Consider the following 21360-nt stretch of genomic DNA (forward strand, 5'->3'; position numbering starts at 1 on the left):
TAGAGTTTTTTTGTGTTTCAGTGAGCGTTGATAGCTTGTTTCGATTTTTATTCGACTCTTCCAGGATTTAATTTGCAGCTCTCTTTTATGAGCAGTTTCTTTGGTTTCATAGTTTTCTATATAAACAACTTTCCAGTCGTTTACATTTCCTTTGAATCCTTTACTTTTTTGATTATGACGAACTAGTCTTTCTTCTAAATTGGAAGTAAATCCAATGTAATATCTATTCTTGCTTTCACTAAACAATATATAAACAACAAAAATCATACAAATTATATAAAGCAAAAAACTCCAAAATCATAAGACTTTGGAGTTCTTGGAATTTTGTGGGCGATGATAGCTTGTTCCGATTTTTCATCGGAAGGTTCGAACCCCCGACCACTTCCGATGAAAAATCGGAATGCTCTGAAACCTCTGAGCTAATCTTTGTTTTTAATTAAGTCTTCGATTTTTATTCGACTTTTCCAGGATTTAATTTGCAGCTCTCTTTTATGAGCAGTTTCTTTGGTTTCATAGTTTTCTATATAAACAACTTTCCAGTCGTTTACATTTCCTGTGAATCCTTTACTTTTTTGATTATGACGAACTAGTCTTTCTTCTAAATTGGAAGTAAATCCAATGTAATATCTATTCTTGCTTTCACTAAACAATATATAAACAACAAAAATCATACAAATTATATAAAGCAAAAAACTCCAAAATCATAAGACTTTGGAGTTTTTGGAATTTTGTGGGCGATGAGGGGTTCGAACCCCCGACCCCCTCGGTGTAAACGAGGTGCTCTGAACCAGCTGAGCTAATCGCCCTACTTTACTAGGCTGCTATCATTTCGTGATTGCGAGTGCAAATATACAGCTAGATTTCGTATTTGCAAGCATATTTTCAAAAAAAATGAAATATTTTTTTGCTTTTATATTTACCACTCTATTTTTCAGCTTTTTAAACAAAACATAAAAAGCACCGTTTTCTTACTATTTAGTTAAAAAACAAAATCTGAATGTCTAATTTATAATAACACTTTGTATTCGCTTGCTATAGTCATACATTTGCATTACTTTAATTGTATATACAAATGGCAAGATTTCAAGAAAACGATTTACCTAAAGCTAAATTAGACTCTAATTCTCTTCAAAAAGCACTCAGAATTTTTAAATACGGTAAAAACCATAAATGGAAATTTTTTCTAGGCTTAATTTTTCTACTACTAACCAGCGCCACTGCCCTCGCCTTTCCTAAATTAATGGGAATGCTTGTAGATTGCGTAACTAATAAAGATTTAAATAGAGCGAATGAAATTGCCGTAGCATTAATGGTTATATTAACACTACAAGCGATATTCTCATTTTTTAGGATTTCACTTTTCGTAAACTTTACCGAAAACTCATTATCTAATATTCGTTTTGCTTTATATGAAAATTTGGTTAAGCTGCCAATGTCATTCTTTTCGCAAAAACGTGTTGGAGAGTTAAACAGCCGAATAAGTGCTGATATATCGCAATTGCAAGATACTTTCACCACAACAATTGCCGAATTTTTACGTCAGCTTATATTAATTATTGGAGGTTTTGTAATATTAGGAAGCATAAGCCCAAAATTAACCCTTATGATGCTGGCAATTGTACCAATTGTGGCGGTAGCAGCTGTTGTATTCGGAAGGTTTATTCGTAAGTACGGAAAGAAAACTCAAGATAAAGTTGCCGAAAGCCAAGTTATCGTTGAGGAAACATTACAGGGAATAAGCAATGTAAAAGCTTTTGCTAACGAATGGTATGAAATTCAGCGTTACAAAAATAAAATCAAAGAAATAGTAAAAATTGCCATCAAAGGCGGTCAATATAGAGGTTACTTTGCTTCCTTTATTATTTTATGTCTTTTTGGATGCGTAGTAGCCGTAGTTTGGTACGGTATTACATTAACTATAAAAGGAGAAGTTGAAGGCGTTGGAGATTTAATTTCTTTTGTGCTTTATACTACTTTTATTGGTGCTTCTTTTGGAGGAATTGCCGAAATGTACGCACAAATTCAAAAAGCAGTTGGAGCAACCGAGCGTGTTTTTGAGTTACTAGAGGAAAAACCAGAAGAGATTAATGCAAAACCAAATGCATCAACTTTAGAAAAAATAAAAGGAAATGTTACTTTTAAAAATGTAGCATTCAGTTATCCTTCTCGCAAAGAAGTTCAGGTTCTTAAAGATGTCAATTTCTCTGCTGCTTTTGGACAAAAAATTGCAATAGTAGGTCCGAGCGGCGCAGGAAAATCAACAATCTCCTCTTTGCTTCTTCGTTTTTACGATATTACTTCGGGAGAAATTACAGTTGATGGAAAAAATATTTATGATTACGATTTAGAAAATCTTCGCGGCAATATGAGTATCGTACCTCAGGATGTTATATTATTTGGAGGAACTATAAAGGAAAACATTGCGTATGGTAAACCAAATGCTTCTGAGGAAGAAATTGTAGCAGCAGCAAAACAAGCAAACGCTTTCAATTTTGTGGATGGTTTTCCAGAAAAATTTGAGACTTTAGTTGGAGAACGCGGTGTTAAATTATCTGGAGGACAACGTCAGCGTATTGCGATTGCAAGAGCATTGCTTAAAAACCCTAGTATTTTAATTTTAGACGAAGCAACTTCATCATTGGATAGTGAAAGCGAAAAACTGGTTCAAGAAGCTTTAGAGGTTTTAATGGAAGGAAGAACTAGTATCATCATCGCTCACCGACTTTCGACAATCAGAAATGCAGATAAAATTTTGGTATTAGACAATGGTATAATTACTGAAGAAGGTACACATCAGGAATTGATAAATTTAGAAAACGGAATTTACAAAAACCTTAGTAATCTTCAATTTAGCAATTCTTAATTTATAAAATTCAATAAAAAAATAAGCCGTCTCAAATGAGACGGCTTGTTTTTTTTTATTATCTGTTTATCTAATTAAACTCTTTCTTTTGTAATAATTTCTACAATTTCTGGATTTAATAAAGTTGAAGTATCTCCAAAATTAGAGAAATCACCCTCAGCTATTTTACGTAAAATTCTACGCATAATTTTTCCAGATCGTGTTTTTGGCAAACCAGAAACGAATTGAATTTTATCTAATTTCGCAATTGGTCCAATGTGATCAGAAATATATTGATTAATCTCTTTACTCAAGTTTGATCTATCTCTAACCTCTCCTGTTTCTTTAAGAATAACGAAACCATATAAAGCATTTCCTTTAATATCATGAGGGAATCCAACAATTGCAGATTCTGCTACAGCAGGATGCTCATTGATCGCATCTTCGATTGGAGCAGTTCCTAAATTATGCCCAGAAACAATTACAACATCATCTACTCTACCTGTAATTCTATAATATCCAACTTCGTCTCTTAAAGCTCCGTCTCCTGTAAAATACTTTCCAGGGAAAGCAGAGAAATAAGTGTCTTTATAACGTTGGTGATCTCCCCAAATAGTTCTAGCAATTCCCGGCCAAGGAAACTTAATACATAAACTTCCAACTACCTGATTTCCTTCAATTTCGTTACGTTTTTCATCCATTAAAACTGGCTGAATCCCCGGCAATGGTAAAGTTGCGTATGTTGGTTTTGTTGGCGTAACAAATGCAATTGGCGAAATCATAATTCCACCAGTTTCTGTCTGCCACCAAGTATCAACTACCGGACATCTTTTATCTCCTACGTGGTCATTAAACCAGTGCCAAGCTTCTTCGTTAATTGGTTCTCCAACAGATCCGATAACTTTAAGTGATTTTAGAGGATATTTTTGAATATAATCTAAACTTTCTTTTGCTAACGAACGTATTGCTGTTGGCGCTGTATAAAACTGTGTGATTTTATGTTTCTCTATAATATCCCAAAAACGGCTGAAATCTGGGTAAGATGGAACTCCTTCAAAAATTACAGTTGTTCCTCCATTTAATAACGGTCCGTATAATATATAAGAGTGACCAGTAATCCAACCTATATCTGCAGTACACCAGAAAATATCATTTTCTTCATAGCTGAAAACATTTTTGAATGTATATGCTGTGTAAACCATATATCCAGCTGTAGTATGAACCATTCCTTTTGGTTTTCCTGTTGATCCAGAAGTATATAAAATAAACAACGGATCTTCTGCATCCATAATTTCAGCTACACTATTATCTAAAGCAGCATCTAATAAAGGCTGTAACCATTCGTCACGACCTTCTTTCATTGCAACTTCAGTTTTAGTTCTTTTTACAACCAAAACTTTAGAAACTGATGGACAGCTGTCTAACGCCTCATCAACAATACCTTTTAAATCAATAGTTTTATTTCCTCTGTAACCTCCATCAGATGTAATAACCATTTTACATTCGCAGTCATTGATTCTTGCAGAAACTGCTGAAGCAGAAAATCCTGCAAAAATTACAGAGTGAATAGCACCAATTCTTGCACAAGCCAAAACTGAAACAGCAAGCTCAGGAATCATTGGTAAATAAATACAAACACGATCTCCTTTACGAACTCCTTGCTCACGCAAAACATTCGCCATTTTTGAAACTCTTTCGTATAATTCATTATACGTTATATGTAAAGCACTTTCAGACGGATCATTCGGTTCAAAAATAATTGCCGTTTTTTCTCCTCTTTTACTTAAGTGTCTATCAATACAATTTTTAGTAATATTAACTTTCGCCTCTGTAAACCATTTTACTTCAGCATCAGCCATATTAAAATCAACTACTTTTTCCCATTGTTGGTACCAAGTAAAATTTTCTTCTGCAATTTTCCCCCAAAATTTTCTTGGCTCCCTTATTGACTTATTGTAATGTTTAAAATATTGTTCTAAATTTTCAATTTTATAATAACTCATATGTTTGTGGAATTTTTTTATAAAAGTATTAAATCTCAGTCTATTCTTAAAATTATTTAATTCATAAATTTTATCAAAAAAAAACACATATTAAAAAAAATACTCGCTTTTTTTGAAGTTATTCTAAAAAAATACATTTTTGAAATAAAATGTAAATTGAAAAAAGGTATGACAAACTAAACTATCATACCTTTTTACATTAACAAATTTCAATAACAATTAATTCTGTAATTCTGCATTACCATGCTTTTTTCTATTTTGAAAATAGCAGCATCCTTATTAATTAAAAAAGAAATTTCAACAAGTACATTTTCCTAAAAAAAACATACCCTTTTTAAGGGATCTGCTTCACTTAACTTTCTAAAATCATTGAAGTTAAGTGAATGCATCATGCATCTATATCTATTTTTTTTTAATAAGTGCTTACTAATTCAAAATATTAATTTAAAACATTGATACAGTGCAAACTCCACAACATTCGTATGTATGGAAATTCCCAAATTTATTATCCAATTTTTTTCATTGCAGTCATCGACTCTCTTAACCAAGCTCCTACTTCTTCGATAGGATGTTGACGGATTTCTTTATTTACAGCAATTAAAACTGCATTATCTACTCCGTTTGTAGTCGAAAATGATTTACCAATTATATTAGTATCAACAGTTTTCATAAATTCTGTCAATAACGGTTTACATGCATGATCAAATAAATAACAGCCATACTCTGCAGTATCAGAAATTACGCGGTTCATTTCGAACAATTTCTTTCTTGCAATAGTATTTGCAATTAATGGCAACTCGTGAAGAGACTCATAATAAGCAGATTCTTCGATAATTCCAGCTTCAGTCATAGTTTCAAAAGCCAATTCAACACCAGCTTTTACCATTGCAATCATTAAAACTCCATTATCAAAATATTCTTGCTCAGAGATTGGCGCTTCTTGCGGTGCTGTTTTTTCGAAGTTAGTTTCTCCTGTTGCAGCTCTCCATTTCAACAAATTAACATCATCATTTGCCCAGTCAATCATCATAGTTCTTGAGAATTCTCCAGAAATAATATCGTCTTGGTGTTTTTGAAATAATGGACGCATAATGTCTTTCAATTCTTCTGCTAATTCGTAAGCTTCAATTTTTGCAGGGTTTGACAAACGATCCATCATATTTGTGATACCTCCGTGTTTCAACGCCTCAGTGATAGTTTCCCATCCGTACTGAATTAATTTTGAAGCATAAGCTTTATCGATTCCTTTTTCAACCATTTTATCAAAACATAAAATAGATCCAGTTTGCAATAATCCGCAAAGAATTGTTTGCTCACCCATTAAATCAGATTTTACTTCAGCTACAAATGATGATTTTAAAACTCCCGCTTTGTGTCCTCCAGTTGCTACAGCGTAAGCTTTTGCCTGATCTAAACCAAATCCGTTTGGATCATTCTCTGGGTGAACCGCAATAAGTGTTGGTACACCAAAACCTCTTTTATACTCCTCACGTACCTCAGAACCTGGGCATTTAGGAGCACACATAATTACAGTAATATCTTTACGAATTTGCATTCCTTCTTCAACAATATTGAAACCGTGAGAATATGCCAAAGTCGATCCTTGTTTCATTAATGGCATAATAGCAGTTACTACAGCCGTGTGTTGTTTATCTGGTGTAAGATTACAAACTAAATCAGCAGTTGGAATTAATTCTTCATAAGTACCTACCTTAAAACCGTTTTCAGTTGCATTTTTGTATGAAGCTCTCTTTTCTGCAATTGCATCTGCACGCAATGCATAAGAAATGTCTAAACCAGAATCTCTCATGTTTAAACCTTGATTCAAACCTTGTGCACCACAACCTACAATAACAACTTTTTTTCCTGCTAATGCTGAAATTCCGTCTGCAAATTCTGATTGCTCCATAAATTCACAAACTCCTAATTGTTCTAATTGTAATCTAAGCGGTAATGTATTGAAATAATTTGCCATTTTGTTTTAAAATATTTAATGAAATGAAATTTAATAATTGATTAATCTATAAATGATTGTGATCGCAAAATCACGGTTTAATTGTTACTATTTAAAAGTTTCTAATAAAGATGAAATTTCCATTTTTTCTTTAGAAACCGAAATTCTTCCAGAACGTACAAACTGCATAATTCCATAAGGTTTGAATTTTGCATACAATTCCTCTATTTCAGAACGTCTTCCAGATTTAGAAATCACAAAGAAATCTCTAGAAACTGTTACAATCGTAGATTGACTGTCTTTGATGATATTCTGAATTTGCTTTTCATCAAACAACAAACTTGATTGTATTTTAAATAAAGCATTCTCTAAATAAATAGTTTCTTCATCTGTATGATAGAAAGCTTTTATAACTTCAATTTGTTTTTCGATTTGTCCAACAATATTCTGAACCCATTTTTCAGTTGTGTTTACCACAATGATAAATCTAGAAACATTTTCTATTTCTGATTCTGAAACGTTTAAGCTTAATATATTAATGTGTCGCTTTAAGAATATTCCCGATATCCTATTCAACAATCCTACGTTATTCTCTGAATATACCGATATGGTAAATGTTTTATCTTCCATTGTTTTTTCTAGTTTATTTTATTTCAAGTTTCACGTTTCACGTACTCAGCAGAACTTGAAACTTGAAACCTGAAACCTGAAACTTTTTTTCTTAACTTAATCTAATTTCTGAAACACAAGCTCCTGTTGGAATCATTGGGAATACATTATTCTCTTTTTCCACCATAACTTCTAAGAAATAAGAATCTTTTGAAGCCATCATTTCTGCCACAGCTGCATCCAAATCTTCTCTTTGTGTTACTTTTTTAGATTTAATATGATAACCTTCAGCAATAGCAACAAAATTTGGATTAATCATTTTTGTTGAAGCATATCTATTGTCAAAAAACAATTCTTGCCATTGACGCACCATTCCTAAAAATTCATTATTTAAAACCACAATTTTTACAGGTACCTGAGTCTGGAAAATAGTCCCTAATTCCTGAATCGTCATTTGGAATCCGCCATCACCAATAATAGCAACAACCTCACGTTCAGGTTTTCCCATTTTAGCACCAATCGCTGCCGGAAGAGCAAATCCCATTGTTCCTAATCCGCCTGACGTAATATTACTTTTTGATGAATTAAATTTTGCATAACGACAGGCAAACATTTGATGCTGACCAACATCTGAAACTATAATAGCATCACCTTTTGAGTGCTTATTAATCATTTCAAGAGTTTCACCCATCGAAATTCCTTTACCATTTGTTGGGTTTAACTCTTCGTTTATAACCGTATCAACCTCAATTTTATGTAATTCTTTAAATTCGTTGTGCCATAAATCATGTGATTTAGCATCAATTAAAGGAAGCAATGCTGTTAAAGACTCTTTTACGTCTCCTAAAACAGCAATTTCTGTTTTCACATTTTTATCAATCTCAGCAGGGTCAATTTCAAAGTGAATTACTTTTGCCTGCTTAGCATATGTTTTTAAATCTCCAGTAACACGATCATCAAAACGCATTCCGAATGCAATTAAAACATCACATTCATTTGTCAATAAATTTGGCGCATAATTTCCGTGCATTCCAAGCATTCCAACATTTAGCGGATGATCTGTCGGCAGAGCCGAAAGTCCTAATATAGTCCATGCAGCCGGAATTCCAGATTTTTCCAACAATGCTTTTAATTCAGCTTCAGCTTTACCTAAAATAATTCCCTGTCCAAAAACGATAAAAGGTTTTTTTGCACTATTAATCAAAGCCGCTGCTTCAGCTACTTTATCTAATTTTAATTTTGGAACTGGAACATAACTTCTAATTCCTTTGCACTTTTCATAGCTATAATCAAAAAGATCAAATTGAGCATTTTTAGTTATATCTATCAAAACTGGTCCTGGACGACCAGAACGAGCAATGTAAAAAGCCTTTGCAATTATTTCTGGAATTTGAGAAGCTTCAGTTATCTGAAAATTCCACTTTGTAACTGGAGTTGAAATTCCAATAATATCAGTTTCCTGAAAAGCATCAGAACCCAATAAATGTCTTCCAACTTGTCCTGTAATACAAACCATTGGTGTTGAATCGATTTGCGCATCTGCAATTCCAGTTACTAAATTTGTAGCACCCGGTCCTGAAGTTGCAATTGCTACACCCACTTTTCCAGTAGCTCTAGCATAACCTTGAGCGGCATGCGTTGCACCTTGTTCATGACGAACTAATACGTGATGCAACTGATCTTGAAATTTATATAATTCGTCGTAAACTGGCATAATTGCTCCGCCTGGGTAACCATAAACCAAGTCTACTCCTTCTTCTAACAAACATCTTATAACGGCTTCTGCCCCTGATATTTTCATAGTATATTGTTTTTCAAGAATCAACTTCAACTTTTCAATGATTCAGCTGATTCTTGATATTATTGTTTTAAAATTAATTATCGGTTACACATCCTGTTGATGCACTCGAAACCGACTTAGCGTATTTAAGTAAAACCCCTCTGTCAACTTTTAAAGCTGGCTGAACCCATGCCGCTTTTCTTGCTGCAAATTCTTCGTCAGATATCTTCAGGTCGATTGTATTTTTCACCGCATCGATAGCAATTATATCACCGTCTTTTACTAGTGCAATACCTCCTCCGTCATATGCTTCTGGTGTAACGTGTCCTACCACGAAACCGTGCGAACCTCCGGAGAATCTACCATCTGTGATTAGTGCACAGGTGCTTCCTAATCCGGCTCCAATAATTGCAGATGTAGGTTTTAGCATTTCAGGCATTCCCGGACCACCTTTTGGTCCACAACCTCTAATGACGACTACATTTCCTGGTTTAATTTTTCCGGCTTGAAGACCTGGAATCACTTCAAATTCGCCTTCAAATACAACAGCTGGTCCTTCAAAATATTCTCCTTCTTTCCCGCTGATTTTTGCTACAGCTCCTTCAGAAGCAAGATTTCCGTATAAAACCTGAATATTTCCTGTTGGTTTTAATGCTTTTTGTATTTCATGTATTACCTCTTGTCCATCTTGTAAATCTGGTGTAGAAGCTAAGTTCTCAGCAACTGTTTTTCCTGTTACAGTTAAACAATCTCCGTGAATCAATCCAACTTTTAATAGATATTTCATTACTCCCGGTATACCTCCAACTTCATGAATATCCTCCATCATATATTTCCCACTTGGTTTCATATCAGCAAGAACTGGTGTTCTGTCATTAATTGCTTGAAAATCATCCAAAGTAATTGTTATTCCAACAGAGTGCGCCATTGCAATTAAGTGCATTACAGCATTTGTAGAACCTCCTAAAACTGCTACGATTGTAATAGCATTTTCAAAAGCCTTACGAGTCATAATTTCTCTTGGCTTAATATCTTTTTCTAATAAAATTTTAATAGCTTCTCCTGCTGCAAGACATTCGTCTCTTTTTTCCTGACTTAAAGCAGGATTTGAAGAGCTGTATGGCAAACTCATTCCTAATGCTTCAATTGCCGAAGACATTGTATTTGCAGTATACATTCCACCGCAAGCACCAGCTCCTGGACAAGCATTTTGAATAACACCTTTAAAATCCTCAGGCGTAATTTCACCTTTTACTTTTTTTCCTAAAGCTTCAAAAGCAGAAACAATATTTAAAGATTCACCTTTCCATTTTCCAGAGTGAATTGAACCTCCATAAATCATCATTGACGGACGATTTAATCTTCCCATTGCAATTAAAGCTCCGGGCATATTTTTATCACAGCCAGGAATTGCAATAATACTATCGTACCATTGTGCTCCTGCAACTGTTTCTATAGAATCTGCAATTACATCACGAGATACCAGCGAATAACGCATTCCTTCAGTTCCGTTTGAAATTCCATCACTTACACCAATGGTATTAAAAATAAGTCCGACCAGATTCGCATCCCAAACACCTTTTTTAACATCTTTTGCTAAATCGTTCAAGTGCATGTTGCAAGTGTTACCATCGTAACCCATGCTCACAATTCCTACTTGTGCTTTCTTCAAATCTTCTTCAGTTAAACCAATACCGTACAACATTGCTTGAGCAGCAGGTTGTGTTTGATCTTGAGTGATGGTCTTGCTGTACTTATTTAATTCCATTATGTATTATTTTATTTTAATTTTTATTCAAAAAAAAACCTTCCAGTATTTGGAAGGTTTATAATATAGTCTTTCAATTATATTTATAACATTCCCTTTGCAGATGTGATCACCACATTGACAACAATGACAGAAGTTATAATAATTGAGTTTTGCATTCTTTTCTATTTTTAGTGTGACAAAAGTATAAAAACTTTAAGAACTAAAAAAAAAAATCTCAACATTTAAACCACTTCTTGTTATTTATTCTACATTTTTAACAAAAACTACTAAACAATTGTCGATTGTCCGATACTTACATTGTCATTATTGAAATAAAGTAAGTCGTCTTTACTAAAAATAAAATTTGAAACAAACTCCCCTACTTCATTCGTACCGAATTTTGAATCTGGTTTTAAATCAACTGTAACTACTTTAAATTCGATTGCTTTTTCAACAGCTTTATAAATTACATTAGCTTCTTTAGTTAATCCAAAATGTTCTAACAAAAGTGCTGCAGCTAAAATCGAAGCAATTGGATTTGCAATATTTTTTCCTTTTGCCTGCGGATATGATCCGTGAATTGGCTCGAACAATGCATTTTTTTCTCCTAGAGATACTGATGGCAATAAACCAATAGATCCTGTAATTACACTCGCTTCATCAGATAAAATATCTCCAAACAAGTTCTCTGTCAAAATCACATCAAACTGTTTTGGATTTAAAATCAACTGCATTGCCGCATTATCAACAAATAAGAAATCCAATGCTACATCTGGATAATCTTCGCTCACTTTCTGAACAACTTTTCTCCATAATCTTGAAGTTTCTAAAACGTTAGCTTTATCTACCAATGTTAGCTTTTTACGACTTTTTTGTGCCGATTTAAAAGCTAAATGTGCAATTCTACTGATTTCTTCTTCTGAATATTCACATAAATCTGAAGCATGTGTTCCTTCTTCATTTAATGTTTTAGCTCCAAAATACGCTCCTCCAGTTAATTCTCTAAAAATGGTAAAATCGGCTCCTTCAATAATTTCTCTTTTTAAAGGAGAAGATTCAATTAAGGCTTTATAAGGTTTAATTGGACGAATATTTGCAAACAATCCTAATTCTTTTCGCAGTTTTAATAATCCTTGTTCTGGTCGAACTTTTGCTTTTGGATTGTTATCATATTTTGGATCACCAATAGCACCAAGCAAAACTGCATCTGTATTTAAACAAAGATTCAGCGTTTGTTCAGGGAGCGGGTTTCCTGTTTTGTCAATTGCTACAGCACCCATAAGCGCCTCTTCAAAAACAAATTCATGATTGTACACCTCGCCAATTGCATATAATGCTTTTTTGGCTTGTAAAATTACTTCCGGTCCAATTCCGTCTCCTGGTAAAACTGCTATTTTCAAATTCATAATGCCTCGTTCTTTATGTATTTAAATCTTATTTATCTTTCTTCTTTGTTCTATTCTCTATTTTCTTTTCAACTAACTTCTAATTAAATCACCTTCTATTTTAGAAGCTTCAATAATCTGGTGAATGTCTGCATCTAAAACTTCTTTTTTAATATCAGCAAACTTCAAAAATTCAATGTAAACAATATCTAATTGTACTTTTGTAAGCTCGTAACCTACTTTTTTAGCACGATAAGCCAAAGCAGCTCTTCCGCTTCTAGCTGTTAAAATAATAGACGATTCGTTTACACCAACATCAAGCGGATCCATAATTTCATAAGTCGCTCTGTTTTTAATAACTCCATCTTGATGAATTCCAGAACTATGTGCAAAAGCATTTGCTCCTACAATTGCTTTATTTGGCTGTACAATCATTCCCATACTTTCAGAAACTAAACGACTCATTTCGTTTAATTCTCTTGTATTGATATTGGTATCTAGATTTAAGTACGGATGTTGCTTGAAAATCATTACCACTTCTTCAAGTGCGGTATTTCCAGCTCTTTCTCCAATACCATTAATAGTACATTCTATTTGTCTTGCTCCATTTATTGCCCCTGCTATTGAGTTTGCAGTTGCCATTCCTAAATCATTATGACAGTGACATGAAAGGATTACGTTTTCGATTCCTTTTACGTTTTCTTTTAAATATTTAATTTTTGCTCCATATTCTTCAGGCAAACAATATCCTGTTGTATCAGGAATATTTAAAACCGTTGCTCCAGATTTAATTACTTCTTCGCAAACTTTTGCTAAAAATGCATTATCAGTTCTACCAGCATCTTCTGCATAGAATTCAACATCTTCTACATATGTTTTTGCATGAGCTACAGCATACTTTGCTCTTGCGATAATATCTTCTGGTGTGGTATTTAATTTGTGGAGTATATGAGATTCAGATGTTCCGATTCCTGTGTGGATTCTAGGTCTTTTAGCATGCTTTAAAGCAGCTGCAGCAACATCAATGTCGTTTTTTACGGCTCTTGTAAGTCCGCAGACGGTTGCATTTTCAACAATTTTACAAATCTCAGAGACCGATAAAAAATCGCCCGGACTTGACACAGGAAAACCTGCCTCGATGATATCAACTCCCATTTTGTCTAATCGTTCTGCGATAACTAATTTTTGCTTAGTATCTAACTTACATCCTGGAACTTGTTCACCATCTCGCAAAGTGGTGTCAAAAATTTGAACTTTCTCTCTATTCATATTCATTTATTTAATGTAATTTCACATCTTGATAACAAATATATATTGTACTTCTCCAGTACGAAATTCATTTTAATGAAATTATACTGTATATAACGCAATCTATAACGAGTTAAATTACTAACAATCAATAAGTTATTATATTATTTTTTACAATGGCTAACCATCAAAAAGATTTCTTATTTGTTCTTATAAAATCACTTTCTAAATCTGAAAAAAGGCAGTTTAAAATTTTTGCGAGTCGATTAGAAACAAGTTCGAATACTAAATTCATTGAATTATTCAATATTTTGGATAAATCTGAAACCTACGATGAAAAACTTATTTTGAAGAGCGGAAGCATCAAAAAGGTACAGCTATCTAACTTAAAATCATACTTATACAAACAAATTCTGGTAAGCATTCGTTTGAATATTCCTAGTCAAAACATTCGTTATCAACTTCGTGAACAAATAGATTTTGCCGTTATACTTTATAATAAAGGTTTGTACAAACAAAGTTTAAAGATTCTGGACAAGACCAAACAGCAGGCGTTAGAGAATGACGAAAAATATATGGCGTATGAAATTGTTGAATTCGAAAAACTTATTGAGTCACAATATATCACACGAAGTATTCAGGGTCGTGCAGACGAATTGGTTGTACAGGCTAAAGAATTAAACTATCGTAATACAATTTCCAGCAAATTATCAAATCTTTCTCTTCAGTTATACGGAATCATGCTTAAAACGGGATACGTAAAAAGCGATGAAGAATACAAGTATATTGATGATTACTTTAATAAACATATTGCCAAATTAGATGAAAGTAAATTTGGTTTTCGAGAAAAGTACTGGTTCTACAACGCCAATCTTTGGCGAAGTTTTCTAGTTCAGGACTTCTTAGCTAGTTATAAATTTGCTTATAAATGGGTTAAACTTTTCTATGATAATCCAAATATGATTTACCTGAACCCTGTGTTTTTCTTAAAAGGAAATCATTATTTTCTAGAATCGCTTTATATGTTAAAATATACTTCGAATTTTAAAAAATATCTTTTGTTACTAGAAGAAACGATTGAAGATCCTAAGTTTCCTGTAAACGATAATATTGCATCGCTGTCATTTTTGTACGTATATAACAACAAACTAAATTTACATATTCTAGAAGGTACCTTTGCCGAAAGCGAGTATTTAATTCCTGAAATTTTAGAAAAAATTAAACTGCACAGTGAGCATCTTGATGAACATCACGAAATGTTATTCTTCTACAAAATTGCTTCTATCTACTTTGGAAATGAAAAATACAATGAGTGCATCAATTACTTAGATAAAATCATAAACAACAAAAATCTATCGATGCGCGAAGATTTAATGTGTTTTGCAAGACTATTATCCTTAATTGCACATTATGAGCTGGGAAAAGATTATTATTTAGAAAATCATCTTAAAAACACTTATAAATTCCTAATCAAAATGAATGACTTACATGAAGTTCAGAAGGAAATTATTAAGTTCTTAAGAAACCTGAATAATTTCTATCCAGCTGATATAAAGAAAGAATTCAAGAAAATGCATGCACGTTTTGTTGAACTTGAAAAAAACACTTATGAAAAAAGAGCTTTTTTATATCTAGATATTATTTCATGGCTTGAAAGCAAAATTGAAAATCGTAAGATTGCTGATATTATAAAAGAAAAGGCGAAACTAAACAGTCGTTAAAACAAAAGGCTTCCAGTGTTTGGAAGCCTTTATTGTTTAAATCATTTATCTGCAATAGCAGCATGTAGAAGTTCCTGTAAGGCAAACATCTCCTTTACCTGGTGTGTTCGATAAAACTCCACCAGCTTCTCCGCACAATCTGTCACATAAACCAATTGTTGGATTTACATATGGAAGTACGCCTCCAATAATAAATTTCTGTGCATTTTTAGTCAAAATCTCAATGTTTTTTAGGTTTTTTAAATTTTTCATAATTGCATGATTTGTTTGTTTTTCCTACTCTTTTAGCTTTTCAGATTACGCTTTAAACTTGATTGAATTAACTGACTCAAATTCAACCTATTGCCGTCTAAGATAAAAATAAAAAGGTAATATTCGTACAAAAAATTAAAAAATAATATTCTAACAGATTCAATTTGAAAAAGTTACCAACTAAAACAGAAGAATCACTTTGATTCCAAAAGAAAATCAAATGCATTATTTAAACAAGAAACCCGATAAGTTATAATAACCTATCGGGTTCAGAAAACTTCGTATTGAAGTTTCTATTTTGAATTTTATTCTATGATATTAGAACTTGTTACATAAAAATCTTTATCTACTTCAATAGTTCTATTTTCATTTGTTGTTTTTTCTGATTTCCATTCTGTAGTAGGCTTCAACCAAGTTTCAACACCATTTAATTTCACTCTTACCGGCATATCAAAATTAGCTACACAGTTTGTCCAATGGTATCCGAAAGTTCCATTTTTAAACATATATTCAAACACCGGGATTTGAGTTGTCGTTAGATATTGTGCAAAAACTCTGTTAAAATTAATTCCTGACTTTTCATTAATATAATCCTGAATTTGCTTACCTGTAACTGTTTGATGATAAAAAGTTTTATTCATGCCTCTTAAAATCGATTTCCATTTTGCGTCGTCATTAATAACCTGACGAATCATATGCAGCATATTTGCACCTTTTGGATACATATCACCAGAACCTTCATTGTTTACATCATAATGCCCAATAATAGGTTTGTCGTTTTGAATGTTTCTTCTACATCCAATTACATACTCTGCGGCAGCATCTTTTCCATAATAATATTCAATAAATAAACTTTCAGAATAGTTGGTAAAACTCTCGTGCACCCACATATCAGCAATATCTTTATAAGTAATATTATTTGCAAACCACTCATGTCCTGATTCATGAATAATAATAAAATCAAACTTTAAGCCCCATCCTGTACCGCTTAAATCTTTTCCTCTATACCCCATTTTATAATCATTCCCATAAGTTATACTACTTTGGTGCTCCATTCCTAAATAAGGAACTTCGACCAATTTGTAGCTGTCTTCATAAAAAGGATATGGACCAAACCAGTTTTCAAAAGCCTTCAACATTCTCGGAGCGTCTTTAAAATGCTCTTTAGCAAGAGCTAGATTATCTCTTAAAACATAATAACTGCAATCTAAATCTCCTTTTTCACCTTTAAATTTCTCAGAGAAATTAACGTAATCTGCAACATTTATATTTACTCCATAATTATTTATAGGATTTGAAACATACCAGTTAAAAGTTTTAGTTCCATCTTTCTGTTTCTTAACGCTTTGAAGTCTTCCGTTTGAAACACCAGTCAAATCTCCTGGAACATTCATACTGATCAGCATATTCTCAACTTCATCGTACATATGATCTTTATTTGGCCACCAAACACTTGCGCCCAATCCTTGACAAGATGAAGCGATAAAGTCTTTGCCATTTTTATCTTTTTTCCAGCTGATTCCGCCATCCCAAGGAGCATTAACTGCTTCTCTAGGTTTGCCGCCAAATGAAATCACAATTTCCTTGACCTCACCAACCTTTTGTTTTTCTATTAAATCAATAAAAAAAGCATTTCCATCGCGTTTAAATTTCAAATTTTTTCCGCCCTGAGTAACTTTATAAATCTGCATTGGTTCCTGCAAATCAATCTGCATTTTATTATACTCTGATAATACGGTGTAACGAACAGTATTTGAACCTGTAATTGTTTTTTCCTTTGGATTTATTTTCACATCCAAATGATAGTATTTTAAATCCCACCAAGCTCTTTCCTTTGTAATAGTTCCGCGTAAAGTATCCTGATGTGTAAAAACCGTTTCAGACTTCTTTAAAAGTCCTTGCGCATTGGCAGTAAAACCAATTAAAAAGGCGATAAAAACGCCGCTAAAGATTTTTTTCATTATTTATAATTTTATGACGAATTAGGCAGTTAAACCATCTTAATCTTCAACAAATGTAAACATTCAAATCAATTTTTTTATGATTTTATAATTTCTATTAACCCGATTTAGTGTTAAAATTCATTATTCTTATTTACTTTAGCTATTTCGTTTTTTTTTACTACACCTTTATGAAATTTATCCAAATTGCTCTTGTCTTTTTTCTGATGTGCTCGACAACAAATCATTCACAGACTATTCCGATTTTCAAAACCAACCAAAAATTAATAGTCGATGGTGATTTATCAGATTGGGAAACACCATTCTCACATCCTTTTGTAATTCATAATACATTCGAAAAAGCAAGCCAAAACACAACAGTCTCGTTTGCATGGAATGATGAAAATCTTTATATCGCTTTTCGTTCTTTAGATTCAAAAATAGTTGGTTCAAAACAGAAGAAAGATTTTCCGATTTTTAAAACAGACGATTTAGTCGAAATTTTTATCGATCCAGATGGTGATGGACAAAATTATATAGAAATTGGCGTAAATGCTTTTTCTACAAATTATGATATGCTTTTAAAATGCATTTCTGCTGAATGCGGTGGATGGAAAACATCAATGGCTTTTGATATTGAGGAATTAGAAACCATAAGTAAAATAACAACTGACGGCTTTTGCACTGAAATAAAAATACCTTTTTCAAGTTTAGAAAAAATCGAAAATGGTAATTTCAAAAAACCTGAAATTGGAACAAAATGGAAAGGAAATGCTTTTAGAATCGACTATGGCAGCAATACTGAATACTTTTCATTACAGCCTTATAAAAGCTTGAAATTTGGCTTTCATCAGCCAAACGAATTTGCTGTTTTTGAGTTTGTGGAATGATTAATTGATTAATTGTGTCATTAAGTTTATTGGTATCTCTTTTATACCGTAATATTCAACATTATCAGATAAAAACCTAAAAGCCGAATTGATTTCTTTCATTTTATAAACTTCAAAAATTGATTTACTGGATAGAAAGTAAACATTCTCTAAAAATCTATTATTTAAATCTCCATAGCATTTATAAGTCTTTAAAAACATAGAAATACCTTTTTTTAAAACTGTTGGATTAGAAAAATCTTTAGGAAGAAATATGTTTACAAAACAATTATTATCTACATATAGTTCACCTGTACTCTCATTAATCGGATAGAAATTACCATTGGCTAATTTCTCTAAAAACAAAATTAGTCTCTGTCCAGCTTTTAGCTCCACAATTCTTGGATCACAAAGCCATTCCTTCCAGATTGAAACTTTAATTTTCGAATTTGATTTTCCTTTTACGAATTGAGTTACTGTGAATTCATAACTATCTTTCGAAACTTTAGAAACGGTTCCATCAACAATTAAATCGGCTTTTAAAATAACAACTGAATATGGTATTTCACGTTTCTTGAATCCGTAGTTTAAAGTTGGAATCAAGAATAAAAACAGACAAACAATTAGTTTCATAACAGCATTATTTTATACTAAAATAATACTTTTTTTATAAATCTCGACGCAAAGAGAAATCTCCATAGGCAGATCTGAAAAGATTCGTTATATAATGTACGAACTTACTCATGAAGATTTCTCATTCCTCGAAATGATAAATTTGTGTTACTTCTGACGTTTCTTCAAAACCTCAATAACATCATTCAGTTGAAAACCTTTAGCCTGCAATAAAATCAGATAATGAAAAAGTAAATCAGCACTTTCGCTAAGAAATAAATCATCATTATCGTCTTTTGCTTCTATAACCACTTCCACAGCTTCCTCACCTACTTTTTGAGCAATTTTATTGATTCCTTTTTCAAACAACGAAGCAACATAACTTTTCTCTGCATCAGCATTCTCTCTACGAGTTTTGATTGTATTTTCTAACTGAGAAATAAAACCATAATTTGCTTCATTTGGTTCTTGCCAGCAAGTATCTGCTCCTGTATGACAAGTTGGTCCAACGGGTTTTGCCTGAATTAAAAGTGTGTCGCCGTCACAATCATTTTTAATACTTACTAGGTTCAAAAAGTTACCGCTCTCCTCGCCTTTTGTCCAAAGTCTTTGTTTTGAACGGCTGAAAAAAGTTACTTTTTGAGTTTCTATTGTTTTTTGAAGCGATTCTTCGTTCATATAACCCAGCATTAAAACATTTTTTGTTTCTGAATCCTGAATTATTGCCGGAATTAATCCGTGTGCGCTTTTGATATCGATTTCCATAATTATAGTCTAAAGTTGTAAAGTCGAAAGTCTTAAAGTTAAAACTAAAGTCTGACTTCTATATTATTATTTTTTAATTCTTGCTTTAATGCTTTGATTTCAATCTCTTTAAAGTGAAAAACACTTGCCGCTAATGAAGCATCAGCTTTTCCGACTTTGAAAGAATCTACAAAATGCTGTATATTTCCTGCACCGCCAGAAGCAATAATTGGAATGTTTACTAATTCTGAAAGTTTAGCCAAAGCTTCGTTTGCAAAACCATTTTTCGTTCCGTCATTATCCATTGATGTGAATAATATCTCTCCTGCGCCACGTTCTGCAACTTCAACAGCCCAATCGAATAGATTTAATTCTGTTGGCACTTTTCCGCCAACTAAATGTACAATCCATTGTCCGTCAATTTGTTTTGCATCAATAGCAACGACAACACATTGACTGCCAAATTTCTGAGCCAAATCATTAATCAGTTGCGGATTTTTTACTGCCGATGAATTGATCGAAACTTTATCAGCTCCATTATTTAAAAGGATTTCTACATCTTCAACAGATGAAATTCCACCGCCGACAGTAAACGGAATATTGATTTTTCCCGCTACACTTCGCACCATATTTACCAGCGTTTTACGTCTTTCTTCGGTTGCCGAAATATCTAGAAAAACCAATTCATCTGCACCCTCTGCCGAATAAATTTCAGCCAATTCCACCGGATCTCCAGCATCACGCAAGTCAACGAAATTAACCCCTTTTACAGTTCTTCCGTTTTTTATATCTAAACAAGGTATAATTCTTTTTGCTAACATATTTTTAATGTGTCAATTTGAGAATTAGGTAATTAGATAATTTTCAGCACAACGCAAATAATTATCTAATTGATTAATTATCTCATTTTCTAATTATGAAATTCTCCAGTTGTTTCAAAGTAATTCTTCCCTCATAAATTGCCTTTCCAATAATAGTTCCCTCGCAGCCTAATTCGGCTAATTTAGGCAACTCATCAAAAGTTGAAATTCCACCAGAAGCGATTAGTTTTACACCATTTGCTTCCGCTAAAATTTTACTGTACAAATCAAAACTTGGTCCTTGAAGCATTCCATCTTTAGCAATATCGGTACAAATAACATACTGAATTCCTTTCGTTTGGTAATCTTGTATAAACGGAATCAAATCCTCGTTTGATTCTTCTAACCAGCCTGAAATTGCAATTTTTTCATCTTTTGCATCAGCGCCTAAAATAATTTTATCTGAACCGTATTCCGAAATCCATTTTTCGAAAATTACTCTGTTTTTTACCGCAATACTTCCGCCGGTAATTTGGTTTGCACCACTTTCGAAAGCAATTCTCAAATCATCATCTGACTTTAATCCGCCTCCAAAATCAATTTTCAGGCTCGTTTGCGATGCAATTTGTTCCAATATCTTATAATTGACAATTTTACTTGATTTTGCACCGTCAAGATCTACTAAATGCAAATATTCGATTCCGTGCGCTTCAAATGATTTTGCTACTTCAAGCGGGTTTTCATTGTAAATTATTTTGGTATCATAATCACCTTTGGACAAACGAACGCATTTTCCTTCAATGATATCTATAGCTGGTATTATTCTCATTTTATTTTAGTCTTAAAGTTTG

At 32.8% G+C, this 21360-nt stretch carries 18 protein-coding genes and 1 tRNA gene; 3 read left to right on the forward strand and 16 right to left on the reverse strand.

Features of this window, described 5'->3' with window-relative positions:
• The 3 genes from BOW57_RS08905 to BOW57_RS08915 all read right to left on the reverse strand — a co-directional run.
• Positions 1 to 267 (reverse strand): GIY-YIG nuclease family protein (locus BOW57_RS08905; protein ID WP_164973682.1); only part of this gene is annotated, 267 nt, incomplete at its 3' end.
• A 152-nt stretch (positions 268 to 419) separates the two neighbouring features.
• Positions 420 to 671: a GIY-YIG nuclease family protein gene (locus BOW57_RS08910; RefSeq protein ID WP_129053828.1), complete on the reverse strand. Its 252-nt coding sequence runs from the start codon at positions 669 to 671 to the stop codon at positions 420 to 422.
• Between the two features lie 60 nt (positions 672 to 731).
• Positions 732 to 806, reverse strand: a tRNA-Val gene (locus BOW57_RS08915).
• 266 nt (positions 807 to 1072) lie between these two features.
• Between BOW57_RS08915 and BOW57_RS08920 the strand changes: the two genes are divergently transcribed.
• Positions 1073 to 2863, forward strand: a complete 1791-nt coding sequence (locus BOW57_RS08920; protein WP_129053829.1) for an ABC transporter ATP-binding protein — start codon at positions 1073 to 1075, stop codon at positions 2861 to 2863.
• Positions 2864 to 2937: 74 nt separating this feature from the next.
• Here BOW57_RS08920 and acs read toward each other — a convergent pair whose 3' ends face one another.
• From acs to BOW57_RS08955, 7 genes are all read right to left on the reverse strand, one after another.
• Positions 2938 to 4845 (reverse strand): acetate--CoA ligase, encoded by a 1908-nt coding sequence (acs, locus tag BOW57_RS08925; protein ID WP_089055988.1) that lies wholly within the window; start codon positions 4843 to 4845, stop codon positions 2938 to 2940.
• Between the two features lie 505 nt (positions 4846 to 5350).
• Positions 5351 to 6820, reverse strand: a complete 1470-nt coding sequence (gene ilvC / locus BOW57_RS08930; RefSeq protein WP_129053830.1) for a ketol-acid reductoisomerase — start codon at positions 6818 to 6820, stop codon at positions 5351 to 5353.
• An 87-nt stretch (positions 6821 to 6907) separates the two neighbouring features.
• Positions 6908 to 7429, reverse strand: coding sequence for an acetolactate synthase small subunit (ilvN, locus tag BOW57_RS08935; RefSeq protein ID WP_089056006.1), 522 nt, complete (start codon positions 7427 to 7429; stop codon positions 6908 to 6910).
• Between the two features lie 91 nt (positions 7430 to 7520).
• Positions 7521 to 9209: a biosynthetic-type acetolactate synthase large subunit gene (gene ilvB, locus BOW57_RS08940; RefSeq protein WP_129053831.1), complete on the reverse strand. Its 1689-nt coding sequence runs from the start codon at positions 9207 to 9209 to the stop codon at positions 7521 to 7523.
• Between the two features lie 73 nt (positions 9210 to 9282).
• Positions 9283 to 10956 (reverse strand): dihydroxy-acid dehydratase, encoded by a 1674-nt coding sequence (ilvD, locus tag BOW57_RS08945; protein WP_129053832.1) that lies wholly within the window; start codon positions 10954 to 10956, stop codon positions 9283 to 9285.
• 269 nt (positions 10957 to 11225) lie between these two features.
• Entirely contained in the window at positions 11226 to 12344 is a 1119-nt protein-coding gene (gene leuB, locus BOW57_RS08950; RefSeq protein WP_129053833.1) for a 3-isopropylmalate dehydrogenase, read from the reverse strand.
• A gap of 72 nt (positions 12345 to 12416) precedes the next feature.
• Positions 12417 to 13592: a 2-isopropylmalate synthase gene (locus tag BOW57_RS08955; RefSeq protein ID WP_089055993.1), complete on the reverse strand. Its 1176-nt coding sequence runs from the start codon at positions 13590 to 13592 to the stop codon at positions 12417 to 12419.
• Between the two features lie 155 nt (positions 13593 to 13747).
• Here BOW57_RS08955 and BOW57_RS08960 point away from each other — a divergent pair, with 155 nt between their 5' ends.
• Positions 13748 to 15292 carry a hypothetical protein gene (locus BOW57_RS08960; protein WP_089055994.1) on the forward strand — a complete coding sequence of 515 codons (1545 nt, stop codon included), beginning with the start codon at positions 13748 to 13750 and terminating at the stop codon, positions 15290 to 15292.
• 45 nt (positions 15293 to 15337) lie between these two features.
• Here the strand turns inward: BOW57_RS08960 and BOW57_RS08965 are convergent, their stop codons facing one another.
• Entirely contained in the window at positions 15338 to 15544 is a 207-nt protein-coding gene (locus tag BOW57_RS08965; protein ID WP_129053834.1) for a hypothetical protein, read from the reverse strand.
• Positions 15545 to 15849: 305 nt separating this feature from the next.
• On the reverse strand, positions 15850 to 17505 hold the full coding sequence (locus tag BOW57_RS08970) for a M1 family metallopeptidase (RefSeq protein ID WP_129053835.1): 1656 nt from the start codon (positions 17503 to 17505) through the stop codon (positions 15850 to 15852).
• 170 nt (positions 17506 to 17675) lie between these two features.
• Here BOW57_RS08970 and BOW57_RS08975 point away from each other — a divergent pair, with 170 nt between their 5' ends.
• The gene (locus BOW57_RS08975; RefSeq protein ID WP_129053836.1) at positions 17676 to 18374 is read left to right on the forward strand and encodes a carbohydrate-binding family 9-like protein; all 699 of its coding nucleotides are present in this window, start codon (positions 17676 to 17678) and stop codon (positions 18372 to 18374) included.
• Here BOW57_RS08975 and BOW57_RS08980 read toward each other — a convergent pair whose 3' ends face one another.
• The 4 genes from BOW57_RS08980 to hisA form a co-directional block, all read right to left on the reverse strand.
• Positions 18375 to 18986: a hypothetical protein gene (locus BOW57_RS08980; protein ID WP_129053837.1), complete on the reverse strand. Its 612-nt coding sequence runs from the start codon at positions 18984 to 18986 to the stop codon at positions 18375 to 18377.
• 147 nt (positions 18987 to 19133) lie between these two features.
• Positions 19134 to 19730, reverse strand: a complete 597-nt coding sequence (gene hisIE / locus BOW57_RS08985; protein ID WP_129053838.1) for a bifunctional phosphoribosyl-AMP cyclohydrolase/phosphoribosyl-ATP diphosphatase HisIE — start codon at positions 19728 to 19730, stop codon at positions 19134 to 19136.
• Between the two features lie 44 nt (positions 19731 to 19774).
• A complete protein-coding gene (gene hisF, locus BOW57_RS08990; protein ID WP_129053839.1) occupies positions 19775 to 20530 on the reverse strand; it encodes an imidazole glycerol phosphate synthase subunit HisF in 756 nt (251 codons plus the stop codon).
• 82 nt (positions 20531 to 20612) lie between these two features.
• A complete protein-coding gene (gene hisA, locus BOW57_RS08995; protein ID WP_129053840.1) occupies positions 20613 to 21338 on the reverse strand; it encodes a 1-(5-phosphoribosyl)-5-[(5-phosphoribosylamino)methylideneamino]imidazole-4-carboxamide isomerase in 726 nt (241 codons plus the stop codon).
• Between the last annotated feature and the right edge of the window lie 22 nt (positions 21339 to 21360).

It is taken from the genome of Flavobacterium sp. YO64, from assembly GCF_004119505.1.
GTDB lineage: Bacteria > Bacteroidota > Bacteroidia > Flavobacteriales > Flavobacteriaceae > Flavobacterium > Flavobacterium oncorhynchi.

What these genes read in the sequence shown, in the direction of transcription:
- ilvN (WP_089056006.1), bottom strand. Translation starts at nt 7,429, where the DNA reads ATGGAAGATAAAACATTTACCATATCGGTATATTCAGAGAATAACGTA.
- BOW57_RS08975 (WP_129053836.1), top strand. Translation starts at nt 17,676, where the DNA reads ATGAAATTTATCCAAATTGCTCTTGTCTTTTTTCTGATGTGCTCGACA.
- acs (WP_089055988.1), bottom strand. Translation starts at nt 4,845, where the DNA reads ATGAGTTATTATAAAATTGAAAATTTAGAACAATATTTTAAACATTAC.
- hisA (WP_129053840.1), bottom strand. Translation starts at nt 21,338, where the DNA reads ATGAGAATAATACCAGCTATAGATATCATTGAAGGAAAATGCGTTCGT.
- leuB (WP_129053833.1), bottom strand. Translation starts at nt 12,344, where the DNA reads ATGAATTTGAAAATAGCAGTTTTACCAGGAGACGGAATTGGACCGGAA.
- ilvD (WP_129053832.1), bottom strand. Translation starts at nt 10,956, where the DNA reads ATGGAATTAAATAAGTACAGCAAGACCATCACTCAAGATCAAACACAA.
- BOW57_RS08980 (WP_129053837.1), bottom strand. Translation starts at nt 18,986, where the DNA reads ATGAAACTAATTGTTTGTCTGTTTTTATTCTTGATTCCAACTTTAAAC.
- BOW57_RS08920 (WP_129053829.1), top strand. Translation starts at nt 1,073, where the DNA reads ATGGCAAGATTTCAAGAAAACGATTTACCTAAAGCTAAATTAGACTCT.
- hisF (WP_129053839.1), bottom strand. Translation starts at nt 20,530, where the DNA reads ATGTTAGCAAAAAGAATTATACCTTGTTTAGATATAAAAAACGGAAGA.
- BOW57_RS08965 (WP_129053834.1), bottom strand. Translation starts at nt 15,544, where the DNA reads ATGAAAAATTTAAAAAACCTAAAAAACATTGAGATTTTGACTAAAAAT.
- BOW57_RS08910 (WP_129053828.1), bottom strand. Translation starts at nt 671, where the DNA reads ATGATTTTTGTTGTTTATATATTGTTTAGTGAAAGCAAGAATAGATAT.
- ilvC (WP_129053830.1), bottom strand. Translation starts at nt 6,820, where the DNA reads ATGGCAAATTATTTCAATACATTACCGCTTAGATTACAATTAGAACAA.
- hisIE (WP_129053838.1), bottom strand. Translation starts at nt 19,730, where the DNA reads ATGGAAATCGATATCAAAAGCGCACACGGATTAATTCCGGCAATAATT.
- BOW57_RS08955 (WP_089055993.1), bottom strand. Translation starts at nt 13,592, where the DNA reads ATGAATAGAGAGAAAGTTCAAATTTTTGACACCACTTTGCGAGATGGT.
- BOW57_RS08970 (WP_129053835.1), bottom strand. Translation starts at nt 17,505, where the DNA reads ATGAAAAAAATCTTTAGCGGCGTTTTTATCGCCTTTTTAATTGGTTTT.
- ilvB (WP_129053831.1), bottom strand. Translation starts at nt 9,209, where the DNA reads ATGAAAATATCAGGGGCAGAAGCCGTTATAAGATGTTTGTTAGAAGAA.
- BOW57_RS08960 (WP_089055994.1), top strand. Translation starts at nt 13,748, where the DNA reads ATGGCTAACCATCAAAAAGATTTCTTATTTGTTCTTATAAAATCACTT.